This is a genomic window from Citrobacter sp. S-77 (assembly GCF_963864895.1).
Taxonomy (GTDB): domain Bacteria; phylum Pseudomonadota; class Gammaproteobacteria; order Enterobacterales; family Enterobacteriaceae; genus Citrobacter; species Citrobacter murliniae.
The window spans coordinates 1-921 of record NZ_CAWLWU010000017.1 but is presented as its reverse complement, the minus strand read 5'-3'; the positions used below and the strand labels follow the sequence as shown (position 1 = coordinate 921).

Here is a 921-nt window from a genome sequence, read left to right as displayed (position 1 = left end):
GGCTTCTCGCCTACCATCCATACATGTACATGGTGCACATTGCGGACTTCCGGGATTTCCCGGCACATACGACGCTTCAGTTCAGCGATATCCAGCGATACCGGTGCACCTTCAAGTAATTCATTCACGCTATCTTTCAACAGTCGCCACGCGCTACGCAGAACCAGAAGCGACACCAGTATCGAGAGAATGGGGTCAGCAGGTGTCCAGCCAGTCCAGATAATAATCAACGCGGCAATAATAGCCCCAACCGAACCCAGCAGGTCCCCGAGCACATGCAGTGCCGCTGCTCGTACGTTGAGGTTTTTCTCTTCGCTGCCGTGATGAAGTAACCAGAAAGAAAGTATATTTGCCAGCAACCCAGCCACGGCAATTGCCATCATCATGCCGCCCTCGACCGGACGCGGCGTGCGGAAGCGTTCTATCGCCTCCCAGACAATCAAAATGGTAATTACCACGAGGGCTATGGCATTCACAAACGCCGCGAGCGTGGTCAGTCTTAGCCAACCGAAAGTGTGGCGAATGGTGGGAGGACGACGTGAAAATTGCACGGCGAGTAGGGCGAAAAGCAGGGCGGCAGTATCGGTCAACATATGACCCGCATCGGCCAGCAATGCCAGAGAACCAGAAAGAAAACCACCAACGACTTCTACCAGCATAAACCCGGCAGTCACGCCGAAAGCATACAACAAGCGACGAGCATTATTATCTTCTGGCAGGTGTGAGGACGTGTGTGAGTGTGAGTGCGCCATGACGAGTCATCCCTTAATTATTCTCACTTAACTTTATGACATCATACTGCTTTTAGAAGTGAAAAATTAAAAGGGAGAGACTCCGCTCTCCCATTATTGGCTATTTTGCAGGGTTACTGCGTGGTACCGTCGGTTTTGGTATCGACATCATTATTGATGCCATCACCGG

The 921-nt window shown here is 51.6% G+C and carries 1 protein-coding gene; it reads right to left on the bottom strand.

Features of this window, described 5'->3' with window-relative positions; all coding sequences use genetic code 11:
* Nucleotides 1-752, bottom strand: a 752-nt coding sequence (gene zitB, locus AACS05_RS24815) for a CDF family zinc transporter ZitB (RefSeq protein WP_045438207.1), incomplete at its 3' end; no start/stop codon positions are given.
* Nucleotides 753-921: the final 169 nt, after the last annotated feature.